This window comes from uncultured Sphingopyxis sp., assembly GCF_900078365.1.
In the GTDB taxonomy this organism is placed as follows: domain Bacteria; phylum Pseudomonadota; class Alphaproteobacteria; order Sphingomonadales; family Sphingomonadaceae; genus Sphingopyxis.
In genome coordinates this window covers 2,756,866-2,771,494 of record NZ_LT598653.1, presented here as the reverse complement: position 1 = coordinate 2,771,494, position 14,629 = coordinate 2,756,866, and the positions used below count along the sequence as shown (strand labels likewise).

Here is a 14,629-nt window from a genome sequence, read left to right as displayed (position 1 = left end):
ACCCTTTGTTCCGGCCGTCACAAAAGTGCCGGCCGCATGTCATCGGTCCGTCATAGAGGCAAAGTCGGGCGGGCGAAAGGGCGAGGCCGTCGATGCGACGTTCGCTCGCGCCGGTCAGTCGCGCCAGGGGCCGATTTCGCCGACCTCGCCGATCGTGCGGAAACGCACCGCGCCATCGACCCACGCCACTTCCCACATCGGGGCGGGGCGGGCCCATTCGCCGATCACGAACAGCGGCAGCCGGTTCGCCTTCACGAAGGCCAGATCGTCGACGGTGGGGCCGGGGACGACGGTTTCGGACCGCTGGTGCAAGCGGACGACGGCGAGCGTGCCGTCGGGCGGTGCGGGAAGCGACTGGCGCACCGGGAAGCCCATGCTCGCCGCTATGACCGGGTAGCCCTTGTCGTCGCGGCGGATCAGCAGGATCTTGTCGGCCGTCGCATAGGGGCCCTCAACCGGCCGCCCGGCGACCTTGCGTCCCGCGATCGCCGCGAATTGGCGCAAGTCGCTGTCGGCGATCGACGATGGGCGCGCGGGCGTCGAGGTGGCGTCCTCGGGAGATACGACGGCGGGCTCGGCGGCGAGCGCCGTGACGAACAGCAGCGCGCCGATCAATGCGCTTCGCCCCAGCTCTTGCCCGTGCCGATCTCGACCTCGAGAGGGACCAAGAGTTCGAGCACCGGCCCGGCGGCGCCCGACATCACCGCGCGGATGACGTCGCTCGCGGCCGCCGCCTTGTCCTCGGGCGCTTCGAACACCAGTTCGTCGTGGACTTGGAGCAGCATCCTGACGTCGGAAAGCCCCGCATCGGCCAAGGCTTTCGGCATGCGCGCCATCGCCCGCTTGATCAGGTCGGCGCTGGTGCCCTGGATCGGCGCGTTGATCGCGGCGCGCTCGCTGCCCGCGCGTTCGTTCTGGTTCGCCGCCTTGATGCGCGGGAACCAGGTCTTCCGGCCGTACAGCGTTTCGGTATAGCCGCGCTCGCGCGCGCGCTCGAGCGTGTCGGTAATATAGTCCGAGATGCCGGGGAAGCGTTCGAAATAGCGCGCGATCAGCGCCTGTGCCTCGTCGGGGGTGATTTCGAGCCGGCCGGCGAGGCCCCAACGCGAAATGCCGTAGAGGATCGCGAAGTTGATCGTCTTCGCCTTGGCGCGGGTGTCGCGGTTGACCTCGCCGAACAATTCGATCGCCGTCGCGGCGTGAATATCCTGTCCCTTCGCGAACGCTTCCTTGAGTTCGGGCACGTCGGCCATGTGCGCCGCAAGCCTGAGCTCGATCTGGCTATAGTCGGCGGCCATCAGCACATGGCCCGGCGCGGCGATGAAGGCGTCGCGGATCTGGCGGCCGACCTCGGTGCGGATCGGGATATTCTGCAAATTCGGGTCGGTCGACGACAACCGGCCGGTCTGCGCGCCGACGAGACTGTAGCTCGTGTGGACGCGGCCGGTCACCGCGTTGATCTGTTGTTGCAGCGCGTCGGTATAGGTCGACTTCAATTTCGCGAGCTGGCGCCATTCCAATATCTTGCGCGCGATCGGCACGCCGTCGCGCTCGAGCCGTTCGAGCTCGTTCTGGTCGGTCGACCAGTCGCCCGACTTGCCCTTGCGCCCGCCTTTCAGCCCCAGCTTGTCGAAAAGAATCTCGCCAAGCTGCTTGGGGCTGCCGATCGCGAAGGGCTGGCCCGCCAGCTCGTGAATCTCGGCCTCGATGCGGAGCATCTCGTTCGCGAACTCGCCCGACAGGCGCGCGAGATAGTCGCGGTTCACCATGATGCCGGCGCGCTCCATCCCCTCGACGACGGCGGCGAGCGGGCGGTCGACCATCTCGTAGATGCGCGTGCCGCCCTCGATGGGGAGGCGCAGCTTGAGCAGCTTCCACAGCCGCCACGCGACCTCGGCATCCTCGGCCGCATATTGGGTCGCGCGGTCGAGCGGCACCTCGGCGAAGCTGATCTGCGACTTGCCCGTACCGCAGACTTCCTTGAACGACAGGCAGACATGGTCGAGGTGCAGTTTCGCCAGTTCGTCGAGCCCGTGCTGATGCTTGCCCGCGTCGAGCGCGAAGCTCATCACCAAAGTATCGTCATAGGGCGCGATGGTCAGCCCATGCTGCGCGAGCACGCCGATGTCATATTTGAGGTTGTGCCCGACCTTGAGCACGGCCTCGTCGGCGAAGAGCGCATGAAGACGGCCGATCGCGTCGGCGAGCGGCACCTGATCGGGCTTTTCGGCGAACATGTCGGTGCCGCCGTGGCCGAGCGGGATGTAGCAAGCGCGCCCCGGCGCGGTCGCCATGCTGACGCCGACGAGGGTGCCGGTGACGCTGTCGAGGCTCGCGGTTTCGGTGTCGATCGCGACGACATGCGCGGCGCGCGCTTCGTCGATCCAGCGGTCGAGCGCCTCGATCGTCGTCACCGTCTCGTACAGCGCGCGGTCGATCGCCGGCATCGATGGGAGAGCAGGGGTCGATGGCCCGGCCGCGGGCGTCGCCGGTGCGGCGCTCGCGCGCGGCAGGGTCGGGGGCCCGCCGGGCGTGCCGCCGAGATCGAGCTTCGCCGACAGCGAGCGGAAACCATGCTCGTCGAGGAAGCTCTTGAGCGGCAGCGGCGGGATCGCGCCGAGCTTGAACGCATCGAGCGGGTCGGGGAGCGGGCAGTCGCGCTTCAGGTCGACCAGGATGCGCGACAGTTCGGCGAGTCCGCGATGCTCGATCAGATTGTCGCGCAGCTTCGACGCCTTCATCGTTGCCGCGCCGTCGAGCGCGGCGGTGAGATTGCCATATTCCTGGATCAGCTTGGTCGCGGTCTTGGGCCCCACGCCGCGCACGCCGGGAACATTGTCGACGCTGTCGCCCATCAGCGCGAGCACGTCGCCGACCAGATCGGGCGTGACGCCGAACTTCTCGTTCACCGCTTCCAAACCCATGCGGACATTCTTCATCGTGTCGAGCATATCGACCTGCGGGCCGCCCTCGGGCTCGCGGATCAGCTGCATCAGGTCCTTGTCGGACGACACGATCGTGACGTCCCAGCCCTCACGCACCGCCGCTTCGGCATAGGAGGCGATCAGATCGTCGGCCTCGAAACCCTCCATCTCGATGCACGGCAGCGAAAAGGCGCGCGTCGCGTCGCGGATCAGCGGGAATTGCGGGACGAGGTCTTCGGGCGGCTCGGGCCGGTTCGCCTTATACTGGTCGTAAATCTCGTTGCGGAACGACTGGCTCGAATGATCGAGGATGACGGCAAGGTGCGTCGGCCCGTCGGCGTCGTGCAGATCCTTCGCGAGCTTCCAGAGCATCGTCGTATAGCCATAGACCGCGCCGACGGGCACACCCTTGGGGTTCGTCAGCGGCGGCAGGCGGTGATAGGCGCGGAAGATGTAGCTGGAGCCATCGACCAGATAGAGATGATTCTTCTCGGACATGGCGGGCGGTGTAGCAGGGGGATGCGGGGCGGCCTAGCTATGTCCGTGCGAGAGGTTGCAGTTGCGGACGGCTGCTTTGGGGTGGTAGCGGACGTTGCCTATAACCGTCGCCCCCGCGAAGGCGGGGGCCGCCAGCGGCCTTAATCAGCGGCGCCCGCGTAAACCGACAGCGGCCCCCGCCTTCGCGGGGGCGACGGCTAGTTTCGGTCGAAACATGGCATTGCTCCGAATCCGAAGCGTCTCCTCAGCCGATTATCGGGCAATTTCGCAATGCACGTTCGTTCAACGCGACCCAGGCGGAGACTACTATTTCCATATGCGGCACAATGGGAGAAAAAGCATGGCTACCGCAGAGATCGCGCCCCCGCCGTCGATCGAGGCGCTGTTCGACCGCTATCATGTCGGCTGGGAAACGAAGGATCCCGACCTGATCGCCGCGCTCCATTCGGAGGACACGATCTTCGCGCTGCGCGACGGCACCGAGCCCGTGACGGGGCGTGAACGTCTGCGCGAGCATTGCCGGCAATTGTTCGCGACCTTCGATTTTTCGATGGAGATGGGGCGTCGCCTCTTTGGCGCGGATCATTGGGTGTTCGAATGGACGATGCTGCTGTCGCTGCGCGAGCCCGGCGGCGCGCCGTTCACCGCGCGCGTCGGGATGCTCGACGTCGTCACGGTGAACGAAGCGGGCGAAGTGATGCGCAAGGACGTCTATCCGAACGGGCGCGAGATGCACGCTGCCTTCGTACGCGCGGGAATCGACCGCTAGTATCGGCATCGGGCCGGCGCTTGCGCCGGGCGCCGGAGCCGCGGATAATCGCCGCGATGCCCGACACGCTTTCGCCTTTCCGCAACTCGCTGCTCCCGGTCGGCGTGCGGTCGCTTGCACCGCACGCCAATCCGGTCACTTGCGTGCTCGCGGGGCGCGGCGGCAGCCTGCGGCTCGAACAGGGCGGCGCGCGCGTCGAGGGCGAGATATTGCTCGTCCGCCCCGGCATCGTCCACGCGGTCACGCTGCCCGAACGCGGCGCCGATGTTCTTTACCTGAGTGGCTTGGTCTTTCCTTTTGAAGCTCCCTTGGCGCGGCCGCTGACAGGCGGTCTCGCCCATCTTGCACAGGACGCGTTTGGCGGTGCGGCGGGCGCGATCGACGCGCTACGGGCGCGTCTTGCGGCGCGCGCCGCCATGCCGCCCACGATCATAGCTGCCGTCGAGGCGATCTACGCCGATCCGATGCGCCGCATGCCGCAGACCGAGCTGGCGCGCCGTTTGAGCCTCGAACGTACGCGGGCGCTGCGCTGTTTCAAAGCGGCGACCGGACAGGCCTTTCGTGAATTCAAGCTCTGGTTCGCGCTGCAATATGCCGCCGAGCAGATGCGCGATGGCGCGCTGGTGCGCACCGCGGCGATGGACGCCGGGTTCGCCGATACCGCGCATCTCTCACGCGCCTTCCGCCGCCTTTTCGGGCTGACGCCGAGCGCGGCGATCGCAGGTCTCGGTCTGACGCCGCCCGCCCGAGGGGCGCTTCGCATCGCGACGCTTATGTGATAGCCTCCGTCCAACGCTGCGTAACAACCATGAGGTTGATAATGGCAGACGATTGGCGAGTGGATGACCTGGCGCTGTGCATCAGCCGGCACGAGCGTTACCCGCCCGAGGTTCGCCCGGGCGCCGTCTTCACCGTGCGCACCGTGTGGACCGACATGCCCGACCTTGTCGGCGGGCAAACGGGAACCGCGCTGAAGTTTCGCGATGTCCCCGACCTCGGCCCGCGCGCCGCCTATTGCGCGCGCCGTTTTCGCAAGATCACGCCGGACGCCCCCGACGATTTCGATGCCGAGGTGATCGAACTGCTTGCCGCTGCGAAGCAGGTCTGCCGCTGATCGCAGTTTTTCGTCAAATTCGGCTTTTGATCGACTGAGTCGATAAGTGTGCCCGGAAAATTGGGGTTGAGTGCGCGCGCCACACGGCATAGCTGCGCCCTGCAAGTCATTTTGCAGTGCAGCAACAAAGGAAACACTTCTCCCATGGGTATCATCGGAAGCTCGATCAAGCCGTTCAACGCCACCTCGTACCATCAGGGCAAGTTCGTCCCCGTGACGGACGCCGATACCAAGGGCAAGTGGGCGGTTTTCTTCTTTTATCCGGCCGACTTCACCTTCGTCTGCCCGACCGAGCTCGAAGACCTCGCCGACCAGTATGAAACGCTGAAGGGCCTCGGCGTCGAAGTCTATTCGGTCTCGACCGACACGCATTTCAGCCACAAGGCGTGGCACGACAGCTCGCCGGCGATCGGCAAGATCAACTATCACATGCTGGGCGACCAGAATCACGTCCTCGCCAATAATTTCGGCGTGCTGCGTGAAGATTCGGGCCTCGCCGACCGCGCGACCTTCGTCGTCGATCCCGATGGCGTGATCCAGGTGATGGAAATCACCAGCGAAGGCGTCGGCCGCAACGCCGAGGAACTGGTCCGCAAGATCAAGGCCGCGGTCTATGTCCGCGCCAACCCCGGCCAGGTCTGCCCGGCGAAGTGGGAAGAGGGCGCCGAAACGCTCGCGCCCTCGATCGAACTCGTCGGCAAGATCTAAGCCGGCTACTTGGATAAGCCCGTGCTCCCGCAAAGGCGGGAGCCCATCACCGGTCGGCTCCATTTTGAACCGGCAGGAGATGGGTCTCCGCCTTCGCGGGAGCACGGCATCCTATTTGATCTCCCGTCTGGAATCCGCTGGTCGCGCCGCGACACGGCGAACCCTTGCTCCTGTTCGAAAGGCTCTCCCCATGCCGATGCTCGACGCCAACACGACCGCCCAGCTCAAATCCTATCTCGGCAATCTGCGCCGTCCGATCGAACTGGTCGCGAGCCTCGACGCCTCGCCCAAGTCGGCCGAGATGCGCGCGCTGGTCGAGGAAGTCGCGGCGCAGTCGGACCTCGTCACCGCACGCTTCGACGGCGACGACGCGCGGCGGCCCTCCTTCGCGATCCGCACCGATGACGGCCGCGCCGAAGCCGTGTTCGCGGGCCTGCCGATGGGGCATGAATTCACCTCGCTGATCCTCGCACTGCTCCACGTCGGCGGGCAGGCCCGCGGCGCGCGCGCCGGCGATGAACTGGCCCGAGGCAACCGCGCCGCTGGCGGTCACCTTGGGCCAGTTCATCGCCTGCTCCACGTCGGCGGGCACCCGCCGAAGGAAGACGCCGAACTGCTCGACGCCGTGCGTGCGCTGGAAGGCGACTTCACCTTTGAAACCTTTTTCTCGCTGTCGTGCCAGAATTGCCCCGATGTCGTGCAGGCGCTCAACATCATGGCGGCGCTCAATCCGAATATCCGCCACACCGCGATCGACGGCGCGCTGTTCCAGGACGAGGTCGAGCGGCGCAAGGTGATGGCGGTGCCCGCCGTCTTCCTGAACGGCGAACCCTTCGGGCAGGGCCGCATGGACCTCGCGCAGATCGTCGCCAAGCTCGACACCGGCGCGGTGGCGCGCGCCGCCGAGAAGATCGCCGCGAAGGATCCGTTCGACGTGCTCGTCGTCGGTGGTGGCCCGGGTGGCGCGGCGGCGGCGATTTATGCCGCGCGCAAGGGCATCCGCACCGGCATCGTCGCCGAACGCTTCGGCGGACAGGTGCTCGACACGCTGGGGATCGAGAATTTCGTCTCGGTCCAGCACACCGAGGGGCCGAAGCTCGCGGCGCAGCTCGAGGCGCATGTGAAGGATTATGACGTCGACGTCATGAATGTGCAGGAAGCTGCCGAGCTGATCCCCGGCGGCGCGACGGGCTTGCACGAAGTGAAGCTGAAGAGCGGCGCGAGCGTCAAGGGCAAGACGGTGATCCTGTCGACCGGCGCGCGCTGGCGCCAGATGGGCGTCCCCGGCGAGGCCGAATATCGCAACAAGGGCGTCGCTTACTGTCCGCACTGCGACGGCCCGCTGTTCAAGGGCAAGCGCGTCGCGGTGATCGGCGGCGGCAATTCGGGCGTCGAAGCGGCGATCGATCTTGCCGGGCTCGTGGCGCATGTGACGCTGATCGAGTTCGACAACCAGCTTCGCGCCGACGCGGTCCTGCAGACGAAGCTGCGCAGCCTGCCGAACGTCACGGTCATCACCTCGGCGCTCACCACCGAAGTGCTCGGCAATGGCGAGAAGGTCGTCGGCCTGCGCTACCGCGACCGCAACAAGGAGGAGGAGCATCTCGTCGAGCTCGAAGGCATCTTCGTCCAGATCGGCCTCATCCCGAACACCGAATGGCTCGGCGATGCGGTTGCCCTCAGCGATCGCGGCGAGATTGAGGTCGATGCGCGCGGCGCGACGAGCCAGCCCGGCATCTTCGCCGCGGGCGATGTGACGACGGTGCCCTACAAGCAGATCGTCATCGCAATGGGCGAAGGTTCAAAGGCGTCGCTGTCGGCCTTCGACCACCTGATCCGCGCGGGCGTGTAGCGTCGTAAAGGGCGAAGCACCTACCTCGCTATCTCGTCATCCCGGCCAAGGAAGGCCGGGATCTCGACCTCACCACGCCAAGCGACGGTGAAATCCCGGCCTTCGCCGGGATGACGGTTCAGTGTTGGAACCGGCTTTACCTGTCCGGCCATGTCTCCGTATCATGGTCGGGATGCTGATGGTTGCTCGCCTTGATCGCGCCGACAAGGTCGCTCATCGTCTCTTCGGTCGTCCCCTCGCCCTTGATCGGCAGGCTTTCGAACAGCGGCAACTGGCCTTCGATGCCGAACTGCACGCGCGGCGGGAATTGCGACGGGTCGTCGAACGAGCCGGTGGTCAGGTTGATGTGCTTGCTCTCGAAATAATCATAGGCGAGCGGCGTACCGCAGTCGCGGCAGAAGCCGCGCGCCGCCTTGTCCGAACTGTTGAACCAGGCGGGCGTGCCGCGCGTCCAGCTGATCGCGTCGCGCGGCACGCCGATCAGCGCGATGAAGAAATTGCCTGCTGCCTTCTGGCACATGCGGCAATGGCAGATATGCGACGTGTCGAGCACCGCGGTGACATGATAGCGCACCGCGCCGCACTGGCAGCCGCCCGAGGCCTGGGTTTCGATCCTGTCCATCGCCGCAAGCTATCAAAGCCGATGCGCGCCCACAATGGCGCGCGCGGGGAAGCGGTGCGCGGCGGCGATACGCCGCGCACCCGCTCCGTCAGGCACCGTAACGCGCGATGACCTCGGCGAGCGGCACATGGCCGAGGCACGCGGGCCCTCCCGCCGCGCTTCCACCGTTTTCGAGCGCGGCGGCATAAGCGACCGCGGGATCGGCATCGAGCCGCGCGCGCAGCGCCGCCAGCTTCGGCCGGCGCACGGGTTCGGCGACTTCATGAAAGTCCAGCCAGCGCGCGACTCCCACGAACAGCGCGTCGGCCAGCGTCGGCGATGCGGACTATATCTGCGTCGGGAGGGGTTGGGGCTTGTCGCGGACATTTGTCATATATATCATCTCGCTTTAACGGGGGAATCCCGCAGCATGGGAGTGCAGAATGCGCCGTCCTTGGAAACCGATTGTCGTTGCCGGCGCCTTGTTGCTGGTCGCCGCCGCCCCGGCGAAGGGGGAATGGACGCCCGCCAGGTCCGCCAGCATGTGGGAAGCGGCGAATGAAAAGCAGGAAGTGGCGATCGAGAATGCGACGGTGCGTTTCGCGGTTCGTGTGGGCGCCGAGGGCGGCAGCATCCGACTTCGCTTGTCCAATGAATATGGCGAGCCTCTGACCCTCGGCGCGGTCAGCGTTCGGCGGCCGGGTGGAAAGGCCGTTCCCGTCCGCTTCGGGGGGCGGCCTTCGACGCACGTGCCGGCCGGGGCGACTATGGTGAGCGATGCGGCCGAGCTTCGGGTCGATGCGTTCGATGTGATCGAAGTTTCGGTCTATCTTCCAGGCGCCGTGAAGTTGAACACGATCCATGGCGCCTCCGGCGACAAAACCTCCATATCGGCGCCCGGCGATTTCACGCAGATCCCTTTTACCGCCATACGCGCGTCCAACCACCGGCCCCTGCTTGCAGGTGTCGATGTGCTGGGCAAGGCGGCGCGGCCCGTGATCGTCGCATTCGGCGATTCCATCACCGACAATACGGGATGCGCGATCGATGCCGTGCCGATATGCCGGTGGGGCGATGTTCTCGGCCGCCGGCTGGCACGGGCCGGCAAACCCCATGTGGTCGTGACGCAGGCGATTTCGGGCAATCGGGTCATTTCGCGCGGCACGGGACCGAGTGCCGTGGAGCGATTCGATCGCGACGTCCTGACATTGTCGGGCGTGACCCATGTCGTGATCCTCGAGGGGGTCAACGATATAGGCGGTTCGGGCCGGCGGCGACCCGACGGCACGGCGGCGCCCACCATAACCTATGAGCAGCTGATCGACGGCTATCGAAAACTTGTCGCCAGCGCGCATCGGCGCGGTATCAAGGCGATCGGCATGACGATCTTGCCCTTCGAGGGGGCCAATTATCACACCGACGCGGGCGAGGCGATGCGCATGCGCGTCAACGACTGGATCCGGACCTCGGGCGCGTTCGACGCCGTCATCGACATGGAGAAGGTCGTCGCCGACCCCGCCAATCCCAAGCGATTGGACCCGGCGCTGCAGCGGGGAGACAATCTTCACCCCGACGGGCGCGGCCAAACGCGGATAGGCGAAGCGATCCCGCTGGATATTTTCGAATGACGTAAAGAAGGCCGCGCGCCAGCAAAGGCGCATATGGAAGAAAAGCCCCTGGCGGGGTTGTGATATGAGATAACGTCTCATATACGGCTCGCGTCCAGATAAGAAAGGGGTTTTTGTGAAGTTTCGAGCTCTCCTCCTGTCCGCCGCGATTCCGGCGGCGGTTCCGCATATCGCCTTTGCGGCCGAATCGACGCCGCCCGCCAGACCGGCCGTCGCCCCCGATGCGGGCTTCATGCAGGCCGGCAGCACCGCCGATCCCGAGATTGTCGTATCGGCCAATGTCCTCGGCCTTCGGGCCGACGAGACGGCAACGCCGGTGATCACGCTGACCGGCGAGGAACTGGTCCATCGCCGGCAGGCGACGCTGGGCGATACGCTGGCCGGCCAGCCGGGCATAAATTTCGATAATTTTGGCGGCGGCGCCAGCCGGCCGGTGATCCGGGGCCAGACCGCGCCGCGCGTCCAGGCGCTCTCCGACGGCGCCAGCGTCCATGACGCATCGGCTATTTCGCCCGATCATGCGGTCACGACCGAGCCGCTGCTGCTACGCGGGATCGAGGTGCTGCGCGGCCCGTCGGCGCTGCTCTATGGCGGCAGCGCGATCGGCGGCGCGATCAACCTTCTCGACGAGAAGGTGCCGACATCGATCCCCGACGGCGGCATCGCCGGAACGGTCGAGGGGCGCTTCGGCACCGCGGATGACGAGCGATCATTGGTCGGCGGGATCACGATCGGCGGGCAGGGGCTCGCGCTGCGCGTCGAGGGCCTCCACCGTTCGTCGAACGACTACCGCGTGCCCAAGGGTTTTGGCGAACGGCATGTCGACGGGTCGTACAATGACACTTCGACCTTCACCGTCGGCGGCTCATGGGTCGGTAGCGGCGGCTATCTGGGCGTCGCCTATACGCGCCAGCGCAGCGAATATGGTCTGCCGGGGCACAGCCATGACTATGAAAGCTGCCATCCGCACGGCAGCAGCCTGCACTGCGGCGGGCATGGACACGACGATGAGGATCATGACCACGACCATGATCACGACCACGAGCATGAGGAGGTGCCGTTCGTGAAGCTGCGCAGCGAGCGGTTCGACATTCGCAGCGAATATGAAGATCCGCTTCCGGGGTTCGAGAAGGTGCGCTTCCGCCTGTCGTTCACCGATTACGAGCATGACGAGATCGAGCATGACGAGGTTGCGACGACCTTCAGCAACAAGGCGCACGAACTCCGCTTCGAACTGGCGCACAAGCCGATCGGCCCCCTGCGCGGGGCATTCGGGGTCCAGCATTCGGAAAGCAAGTTCAGCGCGGTCGGCGAGGAGGCCTTCCTGCCCGAAAGCGAGACGCGCAACACCGCGCTCTTCCTGATGGAAACGCTGGGTGCCGGTCCGGTCCGCTTCGAACTCGCGGCGCGGCAGGAATGGCAGAGGATCGAGACGACGCTGAACCGCGAAGTCAGCCACAGGCCCTTCTCGATCTCGGGCGCGGCGATCTGGGACATCGGGGGCGATTATTCGCTCGCGCTGTCGCTCGCCCGCTCGCAGCGCGCGCCGAATGTGCAGGAGCTTTACGCGCGCGGTATCCATCTCGCCACCAACACTTATGAACTCGGCTCGCCGGAACTCGGCAAGGAGACCGGCAAGTCGATCGACCTGACTTTCCGTAAGACGAAAGGCGCGACGACCTTTACGATCGGCGCCTATCATCAGGATTTCGACGACTATATTTTCGCGAACACGCTCGACCGGTTCGAGGATTTTCGCCTGATCCGCTATACTGCGGCGGATGCGACCTTCACCGGCGTCGATGGCGAGGTGCGGCATGATTTCGGCGCCGTCGGCGTGTCGCTGTTCGGCGATTATGTGCGGGCCAAGTTCAAGGGCGATCTCGGCAATCTTCCGCGCATTCCCGCCGGGCGCCTTGGCGCGCGCGCCGACGGGCGATGGGGGTCTTTGTCGGGCGACGTCGAATATTATCACGTTTTCGAACAGGACCGGATCGCGGCGTTCGAAACGCGGACGGCGGGCTATGACATGCTCAACGCGACGCTCGCCTACAGGCTCGCTCTCGGGCCGAAGGCCGATACCGAATTGTTCGTGCGCGCGACCAATCTGACGAACGAACTCGCGTACAATCACGCGTCCTTCATCAAAAATGCCTCGCCGCTGCGCGGACGGAATTTCGTCTTCGGGCTGCGGACGAGCTTCTAGGGCCAAAGGGGGCGGCCGGAAGGAGGGGCGGGTCCCGCGCCCCTCCTTCCGCCGATTTTGTCAGACGGGTTCGGCGGCCAACACATAGTCGAAGCCGTGGCGAAGCCCGCCCTCGCGCGCGACATGCGCGAGAGCTTCGGCCCGCAGTGCTTCGCCGCGCATCCCGAGGGCCGCCGACAGGTCGCGATCGGCGATCCGCGCGAGCCGCGGCGCGCACATGTCGATCTGGCTGTTGACGAAGCGGTCCTTGTAACGGTTGGCGAACCGCTTTGCGGCGATGACGCGATAGCCCGAAGCCTCCAGATGATCGACCGCCCATTGCGCCGGATATTCGCGATAAGGCTGTTCGCCGGCGAGCAGCAGGCAGGCGTCGCGGAAGCGCCCGATCTCCCGGACGAGGCGCCCCGCTTCCGTTTCGGGATCGCCCGTCACATAGGGTTCCAGCCCAACGACATAGAGCCGCCGGCAAACGAGCGGGCGTAGCCGCGCGAACAGCCGGTGCTGGAAATAGGGCGCGAAGCCGTCGATCGCGCCGAGCAGATAGTCGGCCAGCACCGTATCATATCGCTCTCCCGCCAGCAGCGCGGGGTCGGCCCAGTTGCCGACGACGATGCGGTCGGTCGACCGGCGCTTCGTGGCGATCGCATCGGCCGTCTGCGCGGCATGTGCCTCGACGCCGCTCACCGCCGTCCATCGCTCGGTCGCGAGCGACCCGACCCAGCCGATCGAATGCGTGCCGGTGCCGGCGTCGAGGAAGGCGCCCCAAGGCAGGTCGCCGTGGAGCTTTTCGATTTCGCGGAAGAGGCCGGAAACGGCTGGTCGACTTTGGGAACTCGCCTGCATCGATATGATATAGGGTATCATTGCTTCCGATCAAGCGATGACTCATTCCCGAGCGTCGAGCGAAGCCTGTAGCGGCCCGAGCCAGCGCCGATAGTCGTGAAACCGGTCTTGGGCGCGATGAATGGGCGCGCGAACCTGTTGGGCGCTCGGCGTATAAATGGCGCGTTGGTTCTGGTCCGGCGTGAGGCAGGATTCCGCGAAGGGAAGCCCCAGCCAGGCAAGCAGCGCCGGTATCTCGCCGCCCGGATTCGAGACCAGCCGCTCATAGTCGAGGCTGCACATGCTGTCGCGCGCGGAGCCTTGGGTCATGTCCATCAGCCGGCGATAGGATCGGTAATATCGGCCGAGATCTTCCAGACTGTTCGGAAAATCGGTGTTGCGGTTGAAATAGGTTGTGTAGGCCGAAAAGCCGCAGGCCATCGGATCGCGCCGAATGTCGATGATGCGCGCGCCCGGCATGATCCGGCGAATGAGCGCGACGAAACGCCAGTTGGCGGGCATCTTGTCCGTGAAGAGAGGCCGGCGCGTTCGGCGATAACGGCCGGCCCTTGTCAGATAGCCGGCGGCGAGTTGCTCCGCTTCGGCCTGCGTCAAGGTCCGCAGGCGTTCGACAAAGGCGTCGGGAGCATCGAAAGCGCCCATCGATGCCGCGACCTCCTCGAGCGCGGACAATTCGCCCATGCCCTCGATTTCCGGGTGGCTGGCAAGAATTTGTTCCACGAGCGTCGAGCCCGAGCGCGGCATGCCGACGATGAAAATCGCGCCAAGCCCTTGAGCGGGAGCGCCCTTCGACGCGCCGAAAAACGAAGGTGGCAAAATCTTGTGCGCCTCGACGAAGGCCGCAAGCCGGGCTCCGCCGTGGGGGACGAGGGTTTCGCGCAAGGCGTTGGCGCTTGCGAAACTTTCGAACGACCGGTGGAGGTCCCGCTGGTCGCCCAGCGCCCGGCCGAGTGCGAAAAGCAACTGTATGCGCTGATAGGGATCCTGTGCCAGCGGCAGCGCGCTTTCCATCGCAGCGGCATCGCTGGCGGAAAGGCGCGCGCCGCGCAGATTGGCGATCCCGAGCCAGGCCGCGCCCAGTCCCGGCGCGCGCGCGACGGCGCTGCGGTAGGCGGCCGCGGCGTCGGACGCCATGCCGAGCGCCGCAAGATCATTGCCGAAATTGGCCCAGAGCAGCGGGACATCGGGCGCCATGGTCACGAGCTTGCGGTGGAGAGTGATCGCTTCGCCGGCGCGCCGCTCGGCGGAGAGGACGCCGGCCTTCAACGACAGCGGCCAGATGCTCGACGGCCGGCGGCGCGCTTCGCGATCAAGGTGAAGCAGAGCCTCTTCGACGCGCGCCGCGCTGCACATATAGGATATGAAGGCGGCATGCGCCCGAGCGGAATCGGGTTCCGCCGCAACCGCGTCGCGCAGCTTTCGCTCCTCGCCGAGCCGGGCAGGGTCCGTCGTCATCGATCGGGCTTTGGAGGGTAACATCATGCGA

Annotated in this window: 13 protein-coding genes; 7 read left to right on the top strand and 6 right to left on the bottom strand. The window is 65.9% G+C overall.

Annotated elements, in window-relative coordinates:
• Positions 1–114: 114 nt before the first annotated feature.
• Positions 115–615 (bottom strand): hypothetical protein, encoded by a 501-nt coding sequence (locus tag QZL87_RS12790; protein ID WP_295319969.1) that lies wholly within the window; start codon positions 613–615, stop codon positions 115–117.
• Positions 612–3,422 carry a DNA polymerase I gene (gene polA, locus QZL87_RS12785; RefSeq protein WP_295319967.1) on the bottom strand — a complete coding sequence of 937 codons (2,811 nt, stop codon included), beginning with the start codon at positions 3,420–3,422 and terminating at the stop codon, positions 612–614. Before polA ends, QZL87_RS12790 begins: the two co-directional genes overlap by 4 nt.
• Before the next feature lie 340 nt (positions 3,423–3,762).
• Here polA and QZL87_RS12780 point away from each other — a divergent pair, with 340 nt between their 5' ends.
• The 5 genes from QZL87_RS12780 (at position 3,763) to ahpF (ending at position 7,865) form a co-directional block, all read left to right on the top strand.
• Positions 3,763–4,191, top strand: coding sequence for a nuclear transport factor 2 family protein (locus QZL87_RS12780; protein ID WP_295319965.1), 429 nt, complete (start codon positions 3,763–3,765; stop codon positions 4,189–4,191).
• Between the two features lie 56 nt (positions 4,192–4,247).
• Complete coding sequence (locus QZL87_RS12775; RefSeq protein WP_295319962.1) at positions 4,248–4,970, top strand: AraC family transcriptional regulator; 723 nt, start codon at positions 4,248–4,250, stop codon at positions 4,968–4,970.
• A 59-nt stretch (positions 4,971–5,029) separates the two neighbouring features.
• Positions 5,030–5,305: a hypothetical protein gene (locus QZL87_RS12770; RefSeq protein ID WP_295319960.1), complete on the top strand. Its 276-nt coding sequence runs from the start codon at positions 5,030–5,032 to the stop codon at positions 5,303–5,305.
• Positions 5,306–5,449: 144 nt separating this feature from the next.
• Entirely contained in the window at positions 5,450–6,013 is a 564-nt protein-coding gene (ahpC, locus tag QZL87_RS12765; RefSeq protein ID WP_295319958.1) for an alkyl hydroperoxide reductase subunit C, read from the top strand.
• A 196-nt stretch (positions 6,014–6,209) separates the two neighbouring features.
• A complete protein-coding gene (gene ahpF / locus QZL87_RS12760) occupies positions 6,210–7,865 on the top strand; it encodes an alkyl hydroperoxide reductase subunit F (protein ID WP_295326877.1) in 1,656 nt (551 codons plus the stop codon).
• 136 nt (positions 7,866–8,001) lie between these two features.
• Here ahpF and QZL87_RS12755 read toward each other — a convergent pair whose 3' ends face one another.
• Both QZL87_RS12755 and QZL87_RS12750 read right to left on the bottom strand, forming a co-directional pair.
• Positions 8,002–8,487: a GFA family protein gene (locus QZL87_RS12755; protein WP_295319955.1), complete on the bottom strand. Its 486-nt coding sequence runs from the start codon at positions 8,485–8,487 to the stop codon at positions 8,002–8,004.
• Between the two features lie 88 nt (positions 8,488–8,575).
• Entirely contained in the window at positions 8,576–8,779 is a 204-nt protein-coding gene (locus tag QZL87_RS12750) for a hypothetical protein (protein ID WP_295319953.1), read from the bottom strand.
• Between the two features lie 130 nt (positions 8,780–8,909).
• Between QZL87_RS12750 and QZL87_RS12745 the strand changes: the two genes are divergently transcribed.
• Entirely contained in the window at positions 8,910–10,094 is a 1,185-nt protein-coding gene (locus QZL87_RS12745) for an SGNH/GDSL hydrolase family protein (RefSeq protein ID WP_295319950.1), read from the top strand.
• A 115-nt stretch (positions 10,095–10,209) separates the two neighbouring features.
• The gene (locus tag QZL87_RS12740) at positions 10,210–12,300 is read left to right on the top strand and encodes a TonB-dependent receptor (RefSeq protein WP_295319948.1); all 2,091 of its coding nucleotides are present in this window, start codon (positions 10,210–10,212) and stop codon (positions 12,298–12,300) included.
• Between the two features lie 60 nt (positions 12,301–12,360).
• Here the strand turns inward: QZL87_RS12740 and QZL87_RS12735 are convergent, their stop codons facing one another.
• Complete coding sequence (locus QZL87_RS12735; RefSeq protein ID WP_295319945.1) at positions 12,361–13,143, bottom strand: hypothetical protein; 783 nt, start codon at positions 13,141–13,143, stop codon at positions 12,361–12,363.
• Positions 13,144–13,185: 42 nt separating this feature from the next.
• Complete coding sequence (locus tag QZL87_RS12730) at positions 13,186–14,598, bottom strand: sulfotransferase (RefSeq protein WP_295319943.1); 1,413 nt, start codon at positions 14,596–14,598, stop codon at positions 13,186–13,188.
• Positions 14,599–14,629: the final 31 nt, after the last annotated feature.

Excerpts from the sequence above, each read along its gene's own strand:
- polA (WP_295319967.1), bottom strand. The coding sequence starts at position 3,422 with ATGTCCGAGAAGAATCATCTCTATCTGGTCGATGGCTCCAGCTACATC.
- QZL87_RS12780 (WP_295319965.1), top strand. The coding sequence starts at position 3,763 with ATGGCTACCGCAGAGATCGCGCCCCCGCCGTCGATCGAGGCGCTGTTC.
- QZL87_RS12775 (WP_295319962.1), top strand. The coding sequence starts at position 4,248 with ATGCCCGACACGCTTTCGCCTTTCCGCAACTCGCTGCTCCCGGTCGGC.
- ahpC (WP_295319958.1), top strand. The coding sequence starts at position 5,450 with ATGGGTATCATCGGAAGCTCGATCAAGCCGTTCAACGCCACCTCGTAC.
- ahpF (WP_295326877.1), top strand. The coding sequence starts at position 6,210 with ATGCTCGACGCCAACACGACCGCCCAGCTCAAATCCTATCTCGGCAAT.
- QZL87_RS12755 (WP_295319955.1), bottom strand. The coding sequence starts at position 8,487 with ATGGACAGGATCGAAACCCAGGCCTCGGGCGGCTGCCAGTGCGGCGCG.
- QZL87_RS12745 (WP_295319950.1), top strand. The coding sequence starts at position 8,910 with ATGCGCCGTCCTTGGAAACCGATTGTCGTTGCCGGCGCCTTGTTGCTG.
- QZL87_RS12735 (WP_295319945.1), bottom strand. The coding sequence starts at position 13,143 with ATGCAGGCGAGTTCCCAAAGTCGACCAGCCGTTTCCGGCCTCTTCCGC.
- QZL87_RS12730 (WP_295319943.1), bottom strand. The coding sequence starts at position 14,598 with ATGACGACGGACCCTGCCCGGCTCGGCGAGGAGCGAAAGCTGCGCGAC.